The organism is Paracoccus sp. UBA5162, from assembly GCF_002413585.1.
In the GTDB taxonomy this organism is placed as follows: Bacteria; Pseudomonadota; Alphaproteobacteria; order Rhodobacterales; family Rhodobacteraceae; genus Paracoccus.
Window position 1 is genome coordinate 34538 of record NZ_DHXG01000087.1, and the last position, 8358, is coordinate 42895.

Here is an 8358-nt window from a genome sequence, read left to right on the forward strand (position 1 = left end):
CCGGATGTAGCCCCGGTTCTGTCTTTTCCTTCGCTGTCCGCCGCTTGCGCTCAGGTCGAGCCGGTCAGCCCGGCCTCCCGGGCGCAATAGCGGGCGATCTCGGCATGGGTGGCCACCCAGGCACCGCCCTTTGCCTGCACGGCCCGGATGACCTCTTCGAGCACGAAGATACGCGAGCGGTGGCCGATATGATGAGGGTGCATCGTCACCTGGAACAGACCGCCTTCGGTCTGCGCCAGCTCCATTTCCCGAAGCAGGATCTCCAGCACCATCGCCGGGCCGGCATAGGGGCGGGCATGGCTCATCCGGTCCATCGCCATATAGGGCGCGTCGTCGCGGATCCATTCCACCGGAACCTCGACGATCCCGGTCGCCTCATCGCCATCCAGGATCTCGTAGGGGTCGTCATCGGCCATCAGCGAGGAATCATAGAGCAAACCCATCTCGCGGATGATCGACAGGGTATGGGGACTGAAATCCCACGACGCCGTCCGCATTCCGACAGGCCGCGTTCCCGTCAGCCGTTCCAGCGCGTCGGCCGCGCGCAGCGACAGCTCTCGCTCGGTCGCATGATCGAGTCGGGAGTTCATCTCGTGGATCCAGCTGTGGATCGCCATTTCGTGCCCGGCACCGGTGACTGCCTGCACCTCGTCGGGATGCAGCAGGCCGGCAACGGCGGGCATGAAGAAGGATGCCGGGACCGAGGCCCGATCCAGCACGCGCAGGATCCGTTCGATGCCTCGCCTTGCGCCATAGGCGCCCTGCGACATGCGACCGACCGAATTTCCGCCGTTGCGCAATTCGAACGTCTCGTGATCGCTGTCGAAAGACAATGCGACGGCCCATGTCGCGCCGTCTTTCCACGTTTCGGGCCGCAGTGACCGCCCGGCGGCCGCCTGACCTGCCTTCCGGCGCCAGGTTTCCTCGGGCCAGGTCCAGGGATCGGTCGAATCTCCGGCCATTGCCATCTCCCGTCACAGGGCGCTTCGGCGCATTCATCCTGACTTCGACCCTAGCCCCGACTGGGATCTGGACAAGCGGCTAAATCGCGGTTTCATTCATGTATGTGAATAAGGAAGTGAAAAGCGCCGGTCGGGTCCTGGACCTCATCGCCTATCTCGCAAATTGCCGGGAGCCTGTCGGCCTGGCACGGGTTTCGCGTGACATGTCGCTGCCCGGCAGCAGCTTGCACGCACTTCTTCACACGCTTGTCGCGCGCGGTCATGTCCATCAGGGCACCGACGGCCGGTTCGTTCTGGTCGAGGAAAGCCGGCACGGTTTTCCGTTTCGCCGCAACGAGAACGCGCTTGTCCATGCAGCGATGCCCGTGATGATGCGACTGCGCGATCACAGCGACGAGACGGTGATCCTGTCGATCCTGACGGCGGGCGGCGAAATCAGGCGGCTGTCGAAAGTCGTGAGCCGCAATCCGGTGCGCTATGATGTCCATATCGACGCGGCGATCACGCCCCATTGCACCGCCAGCGGCCGCGTGCTGCTGGCCTATGCGCCGGGCAAGGTCGTGAACGCCTATTTCGCGCGGGTGACCATGCTCGGCTATACGCCGCGCACCGAAACCCGGCCGGCCGTCCTGCGCGATTTGCTGCATCAGGTCCGGCGGCAGGGTCATGCCGTGAATGATGGCGAGTTCGTCACCGGATCGACCGGCATCGCCATTCCCCTTCGCGGCGCGAGCGGCAGGGTAGTTGCCGCGCTGAACCTGGGAATGCCCAGCACGCGATACCTGGGCCGCGAGCGCGTTCTCTTGGCGATGTTGCAGGAGGCCGGCCGAAAGATTCAGACGGCGCTGGTCACAGCCGCGACGGTGCAGGCCGCATCCATGGAGCAGGGAAATTCAGGTGATGATCGCTGAGGCTATCGGGCCTCTGATTTCGCTTCGACCAGGCGATCCTCTCCGGCCAGAAGTTCTTCAAGAAAGACGCTGAACAATTGTGCGCGGCTTTCCACGCCTGCCTTCGAATAGATGCGCGTCGATTGCGCCCGGATGGTTCCGGTCGCGGTGCCGCGAAACTCTGCTATCGCCTCATTGTCGAACCCCTTGAGAATGAGCAGTCCCACATCCTTTTCCGATGGCGTCAGATTCCATTCCTCGAAGAAGGCATCGATTATCTGCGCCATCTCGCCGCGCGCGCCGCGCAGGCCGCGGTCCAATTCTTCCATGCGGCTCATGACCGCCCGCAGTTCGATCATCAGAAAGACGACACCGGCGATCAAGACGACAGAAGCAACCGCCTCCATGTAGAAATGGGCTTCGCTGAGATAGGTGTCTTCCTTGAAATCAGAGACGACATCGCTGAAGAAGAACGCCGCGCTCAGCGCCTGCAACAGAATGATCACGGCGAGCGTCACCGCCCGCCGTTTGTCGTTTCTGGATCGCTGCAAACTGTTTTTCATTCGACCGGTCTATCATTCGGGATGCGCTTGCGGCCGTGTATCATCGCCTGCACAAGCGGGACACCCGAACGCCATGTGTCGAAGACAACGCCAAGGACATGTGCCGTGATTGAAATCAACAGCCAATCATAGGCCAGATCATGGGTCTGCGCGACCCAGTCGACACCGAAGAACCTGGCAGTCCCCATCATGAAGCCGGTCGCTGCGATGACCAGCAGCGTCGCCCAGATATTATAGACCATCAAGGCTCCCAGGGGGTTGTGGGACAGGTGCACGGTCTTGTCTCCCCGGCGCATCTCTTTCAGATAGCCTAGCGCCCGGAACGGATTTGGCGGGAAGGCCGAAAACCGCGCAGGGCGCGAGCCGATGATTCCCCAAAGCAATCGGACCCCGACAAGCACCAGCATCGTATAGCCAGCCCACAGATGAAGGGGGCTGTCCTTGGCGACAATGGCCGCGTTGATCACGACCATCAGAACCACGCCCCAATGGATCAGGCGGACCAGCGGATCCCAGACCTGAACCGTCCTGTCGGTGCGGGCGCTTTCGCGCCCGCTGCCGAGATCATGTTTTCCCAGCATGACGGCATCACTTCGACAGGATTTTCGTCACGAGTCCGGTGGCCGGATCGACGTAGACCTCGTTGAGCGTCTTGCCCATGACGGCATAAGCCTCGATCTTGCCGTCCTCCATCTGCACCTTGCGGACCTCGTAGCCCATCCCGACAAGGCCGGCCTTGACCTCGTCCATGGTTTTCCCCAGCTGGGCGCCCTGGGTGACTTCGGCGGCAAAGGCAGGAAGTGCCACGACCATCGCGGTGGCAATCAGGAACTTGCGCATTTGGTATCCTTTCAGGTTGAGTCGCGACGACATCGCGACGGTCCGGTGCAGATGCTCCTGTCCGCCGGGGAAAAACAGGCACGGCGGGCTTATGCAAGCCGGCATAAGCGTCAGCGTATGGGGCCGGCCCGACGACATTTCGCCGAAATGGGGGCGACTGTTGCGGAAAAACGGCCATCGCGACAGGGGGAAGGACCACCGAAGATGCGCGGGATCATCCCGCGCGCCGCTCTGCCGTTCGCTGAGCCGGGACTGGGGGCAGGTGTCTGAAACGCCATTCGGGTTCGGCCCCGCGTCGCGGCCCCCTTGGCCGTGACGATCACGATAGCTTCGCTTGCCCGGCCGGTGTTTGGCTATAGGAATGGCGTGACAGAACAAGAGGCCGGACATGGAAGACTGCATCATCATCGGCGGAGGCCCGGCGGGACTGACCGCGGCGCTCTATCTTGCCCGGTTCCTGCGCCGCGTCACGGTTTTCGACGCCGGAGCGGGGCGGGCGCGGATGATCCCGAAAACCCATAATCTCGGACCCTTTCCGGACGGCATTTCCGGGAAGGAGCTTCTTGACCGGATGCGCGCGCATGCCGAACTTTACGGTGCCAGGATCGAAAACGCGACGGTCGAGGCGGTCCAGAAACAGGGCGACCTGTTCCGGGTCACGGCCGACCGCCGGACCGAAACCGCGCGCTTCGTCATTTTCGCGTCCGGGGTCGTCAACCATCGGCCGCCGCTGTCGGCCAGCGACCACGATCGGGGCGTCGCGCAGGGGCTGATCCGTTATTGCCCGGTCTGCGATGCCTATGAAATTCGCGACAAGCGTGTCGCCGTCCTGGGGAACGGCGCGCATGGCCTGGCCGAGGCGCGCTTCGTTCGCGACTATTCCCCGACGGTGACGCTGATCCCGCCCGAGGGGATTCCGGCGCGCGCAAGGGACGGGATCGGCGCCCTGGACGCGCCGATGAAAGGTCTGGCTCTGACGGATTCGCAGGTCGTCGTGACGCTGGAAGACGGCCAGACGCACCATTTCGACACGCTCTATGTCGCCCTGGGCACCTCCGCGCATTCGGAACTGGCCGGTTCGCTGGGCGTCGGACTTGGTGATGCGGGCTGCATCATCGGCGATGCAAAACTGAAAACCAGCATCGACGGAGTCTATGCCATCGGTGATATCACCGACGGGCTGGATCAGATCGCCCATGCGATGGGTCAGGCCGCCGTGGCCGCGACCGCGATCCACAATGCGCTGCCGGGAACCCCACGCGAATAATGACCTGCCCATGGCGACGGATCGCAGGTCGTCCGTCCCGGTGCCGATGCGCCCCGCATTCGGCAGGCAGATCTGGGCAAACAAGGTGCATCGGGGCGAAAGGCATGGTCACGGGTGCCGGACATCCTTGCGTCGCAGGGCTGCCTGTGCCAACGCGAGAAGCGTGATCGGGTCGCCATGCTGAAAAAACTTCTCATCGTCGTCGTTGAATCGGATCCCGACCGGGCGCGGGCGATCGCGGACGGGCTGGGCGACGTCGGCGATCACGATATCCGCATCCTGGCCGAGCATTCGGCGCTGGCCCGGCGCGTGGCCGAACTGAGCCCGGACGTGGTCCTGATCGACATCGCCAATCCGTCGCGCGACATGCTCGAGGAACTTGCGCTGGCCTCTGGTCCGGCCGAACGGCCGGTGGCGATGTTCGTGGATCGTTCGGACGAACAATTGACGCGATCGGCTATCGAGGCGGGGATGTCGGCCTATGTGGTGGACGGGCTGCGCCCGGACCGCCTGAAGCCGATCATCGACGCCGCCGTCGCGCGCTTTCATATCCTGCGGCAATTGCGGGCCGAACTGGCCGCCACCCGTGCCGCGCTGGAAGACCGCAAGATCGTGGATCGTGCCAAGGCCGTGCTGATGAAGGCGCGCGGCATCGACGAGGCCGAGGCCTATGCGCTGCTGCGCAAGACGGCGATGGATCAGGGCAAGCGCATCGGCGAAATCGCGCAGCAACTGGTGACGGCGGCGGGATTGCTGGGGCGATGATCGCGCTGCGGCTAGGCTATCTTCCCCTGGTTGACGCGGCGCCGCTGATTGTCGCGCGCGAGCTGGGTTTTGCTGCCGAAGAAGGGCTGCAACTGGATCTGATCCGGCTGGGGGCCTGGGCGCAGGGCCGCGACATGCTGGGCGCGGGGCTGATCGACGCGGCCCATATGCTGGTCCCGATGCCGATCGGTCAGGCGCTTGGGCTGGGGCCGCGCCTGCCCGACCTCGATCTGGTGATGTTTCTGTCGCATGGCGGCCAGGCGGTGGGGGTCAGCACCGCGATCGAGACCCGGCTGCGCGCGGCAGGTCACGGCTTTGACTTCTCCGACGCCGGGGCGGCGGGCCGGGCCTTGCGCGGCGCGATCACCGGGCCGCTGCGGGTGGGGGTGCCGTTCATGTTCTCGACCCAGCTTGAACTGATCCGCCACTGGCTCGGCGCTTCGGGATTCAGCGAAGATGATCTGCATCTCAAGACCGTGCCGCCGCCGATGATGGCCGATGCGCTGGCGGCGGCCGAAATCGACGCCTTCTGCGTGGGCGAACCCTGGGCCTCGTTTGCGGTCGAACGCGGCATCGCCGCGCTGCTGCTGCCGGGCACGGCGATCTGGACCTCGCCGCCCGAAAAGGGATTGGTCCTGCGGCGTGACTTCGCCGAAACCCGGCCCGGGCAGACCGGCGCGCTGATGCGCGCGATCTGGCGGGCGGGGCGCTGGCTGGATGAACCCGACCATCGCGGCACCGCCGCCGAGATCGTGTCGCGCGCCGAATATCTGGATCTGCCGTCCGAACTTGTTGAACGCGGGCTGACCGGCCGGCTGCTGGTTTCCCCGGCCGGCGAGGCGCGCGCGGTCCCGCGCCTGCTGGCGTTCAATGCCGGAGCGGCCAGCTTTCCCTGGAAAAGCCTGGCCGCGCTGATCGCGCGCAATATCGCACTGCGCCACGATTTGCCGCCCGAGGGCGCGATGCAGCGCGCGATGGGGCATTTCCGCACCGATCTTTATCGCCGGCACCTGAGACCGGCAGGCGCGTCCCTGCCCGGCGCGTCGCTGCGACTGGAGGGGATGATCGGTGAAGATCGCACCGTCGCGGCCGAGCGTGGCCAGATGATCCTGCGCGCCGACAGCTTCTTCGACGGCTTCGTGTTCGAGCCGCCGATCCCGGATTCATCCATAAACTGACCACTTTTCAGGCAATCACCGCATCCGCCGCAAAAACTTGATGCGCCGCGCGGTTTTCCCCGGTGGCATCGGTCGCGATCGCGGTGTTCCGCTTGCCCTGCCGCCGGACAAGCGTGAAGATGCAGGACATGGCCAGGACGCAATGGCGCGCCACAGGCCCGTTCGCAACGTTGCGCACGATTTCCGCGAGGACGCGGTTCCCCTGACAGCCTGATTGCGCGTTCCGCCGCGGACCTCCCTCTGGGAGCCACGATGGATGTCTGCGCGATCCGTCCCACGCCAGCCATCGGAGCATCTCATGTCCCATCCTTCGCAGCAGGATTCACGCCGCGCGCTGAGCCTGTCCACCCTTGCCTTCACCATCTGTTTCGCCGTCTGGACGATCTTCTCGATCATCGGCATCCAGATCAGCCAGCAGCTTGGCCTGTCCGAGACGCAGTTCGGCCTGCTGGTGGGGCTGCCGATCCTGACCGGCTCGCTGAGCCGGATCGTTCTGGGCGTTGCCACCGACCGACTGGGCGGGCGTCTGGTCTATACGCTGAACATGCTGAGCGCCGCACTGGCGACGCTGCTGCTGTCATGGGCCACGACCTATCCGCAAATGCTGCTGGCCGCGCTTGGCGTGGGTCTTGCGGGCGGGTCCTTCGCGGTCGGCGTGGCCTATGTGTCCCGCTTCTATCGCGATGCGCAGCAGGGCACCGCGCTTGGCATTTTCGGCGTCGGCAATGTCGGCGCGGCGGTGACCAAATTCGTTGCGCCCTTCGTGATGGTTGCCGTCGGCTGGCAGGCCACGGCGCAAATCTGGGCCCTCGCGCTGGCCGTGACGGCCGTGCTGTTCTGGTTCCTCAGCAAGGATGATCCGGTCACCGCCGCCCGGCGCGGCAGCGCGGCATCCCGGCGCAGCCTGCGCGCCGAATTCGCGCCGCTGAGGAACCTTCAGGTCTGGCGCTTCTCGGCCTATTACTTCTTCGCCTTCGGCGCGTTCGTCGCGCTGGCGCTGTGGCTGCCGCATTACCTGATCGGTGTCTATGGCTTCGACGTGAAGGTGGCGGGCATGGTCGGGGCGGCCTATTCGATCCCGGCCTCCATCTTCCGCGCCTATGGCGGCGTGCTGTCCGACCGGATCGGGGCGCGCCGGGTGCTGTATGCCACCTTCGCGGTGTCGCTGGCGGCGACCGCGATCCTGTCGATCCCGGCGGGGGTCACCCTGCCGGTGTTCCTGGTGGTGATCTTCATTCTGGGCTTCGTGATGAGCCTGGGGAAAGCCGCCGTCTACAAGCATATCCCAAGCTATTATCCGCACAATGTCGGCGCCGTCGGCGGCCTGGTCGGCATGATCGGCGGATTGGGCGGCTTCGCGCTGCCGCTGCTGTTCGGCTGGCTGAAGGATCAGACCGGGCTGTGGTCCAGCTGTTTCATGGTTCTGTTCGTGCTGGTCGCCGCCTGTGCGCTGTGGATGCACGCCTCGGTCCGTCGCATGGGCCGTCCCGCCGCCATGCAAGCCGCCTGAAAGGATCTGTCGCCATGAAGAAGAAACTGGTCGTTATCGGCGCCGGCATGGCCTCGGGCCGTTTGCTGGAACATCTGTTTGAAACCGCCCCGGACGCCTGGCAGGTGACGCTGTTCAACGGCGAGCCGCGCGGCAACTACAACCGGTTGATGCTGTCGCCGGTCCTGTCGGGCGACAAGACCTATGACGACATCGTCACCCACGATGCTGACTGGTATGCGGCCCATGGCGTCGATTGCCGCTTTGGCCAGCCGGTGGTGCGGATCGACCGCGCCGCGCGCGTGGTCCATTCGAACCAAAGCAGCGCCGAATATGACGCGCTGGTGATCGCCACGGGCTCGGCCCCCTTCATCATCCCGGTGGCGGGCAAGGATCTGCCCGGC

The 8358-nt window shown here is 64.9% G+C and carries 11 protein-coding genes; 6 read left to right on the plus strand and 5 right to left on the minus strand.

All coding sequences use genetic code 11. The features are described 5' to 3' along the window. Positions 1–50 precede the first annotated feature (50 nt). Positions 51–968, minus strand: coding sequence for a polysaccharide deacetylase family protein (locus B4A72_RS14465; RefSeq protein ID WP_292978927.1), 918 nt, complete (start codon positions 966–968; stop codon positions 51–53). Positions 969–1060: 92 nt separating this feature from the next. On the opposite strand from B4A72_RS14465, the gene B4A72_RS14470 reads away from it, so the two are divergent. Then, positions 1061–1873: an IclR family transcriptional regulator gene (locus B4A72_RS14470; protein ID WP_292951973.1), complete on the plus strand. Its 813-nt coding sequence runs from the start codon at positions 1061–1063 to the stop codon at positions 1871–1873. A 2-nt stretch (positions 1874–1875) separates the two neighbouring features. On the opposite strand, the gene B4A72_RS14475 is transcribed toward B4A72_RS14470, so the two are convergent. Genes B4A72_RS14475 through B4A72_RS14485 form a run of 3 tightly spaced genes read right to left on the minus strand, consistent with a single transcriptional unit; the run spans position 1876 to position 3663 of the window. Beyond that, positions 1876–2415 (minus strand): helix-turn-helix transcriptional regulator, encoded by a 540-nt coding sequence (locus tag B4A72_RS14475; protein WP_292978929.1) that lies wholly within the window; start codon positions 2413–2415, stop codon positions 1876–1878. Then, positions 2412–2996 carry a cytochrome b/b6 domain-containing protein gene (locus tag B4A72_RS14480; protein WP_292978931.1) on the minus strand — a complete coding sequence of 195 codons (585 nt, stop codon included), beginning with the start codon at positions 2994–2996 and terminating at the stop codon, positions 2412–2414. The genes B4A72_RS14475 and B4A72_RS14480 overlap by 4 nt, the downstream gene beginning before the upstream one ends. Before the next feature lie 7 nt (positions 2997–3003). Further along, a complete protein-coding gene (locus tag B4A72_RS14485; protein WP_292951982.1) occupies positions 3004–3663 on the minus strand; it encodes a PepSY domain-containing protein in 660 nt (219 codons plus the stop codon). Between B4A72_RS14485 and B4A72_RS14490 the strand changes: the two genes are divergently transcribed. The 3 genes from B4A72_RS14490 to B4A72_RS14500 all read left to right on the plus strand — a co-directional run bounded on the left by B4A72_RS14490 (position 3644) and on the right by B4A72_RS14500 (position 6465). Continuing rightward, on the plus strand, positions 3644–4522 hold the full coding sequence (locus B4A72_RS14490; protein ID WP_292951985.1) for an NAD(P)/FAD-dependent oxidoreductase: 879 nt from the start codon (positions 3644–3646) through the stop codon (positions 4520–4522). The genes B4A72_RS14485 and B4A72_RS14490 overlap by 20 nt on opposite strands. A gap of 177 nt (positions 4523–4699) precedes the next feature. Then, positions 4700–5287 (plus strand): ANTAR domain-containing response regulator, encoded by a 588-nt coding sequence (locus B4A72_RS14495; RefSeq protein ID WP_292978933.1) that lies wholly within the window; start codon positions 4700–4702, stop codon positions 5285–5287. Then, entirely contained in the window at positions 5284–6465 is a 1182-nt protein-coding gene (locus B4A72_RS14500; RefSeq protein ID WP_292951991.1) for an ABC transporter substrate-binding protein, read from the plus strand. The genes B4A72_RS14495 and B4A72_RS14500 overlap by 4 nt, the downstream gene beginning before the upstream one ends. Positions 6466–6472: 7 nt before the next feature. On the opposite strand, the gene B4A72_RS14505 is transcribed toward B4A72_RS14500, so the two are convergent. Further along, a complete protein-coding gene (locus tag B4A72_RS14505) occupies positions 6473–6595 on the minus strand; it encodes a hypothetical protein (protein WP_292978935.1) in 123 nt (40 codons plus the stop codon). A gap of 168 nt (positions 6596–6763) precedes the next feature. Here B4A72_RS14505 and B4A72_RS14510 point away from each other — a divergent pair, with 168 nt between their 5' ends. Further along, entirely contained in the window at positions 6764–7975 is a 1212-nt protein-coding gene (locus B4A72_RS14510) for an MFS transporter (RefSeq protein ID WP_292978937.1), read from the plus strand. Positions 7976–7989: 14 nt separating this feature from the next. Next, positions 7990–8358, plus strand: a 369-nt coding sequence (locus B4A72_RS14515) for an FAD-dependent oxidoreductase (protein WP_292978939.1), incomplete at its 3' end; no start/stop codon positions are given.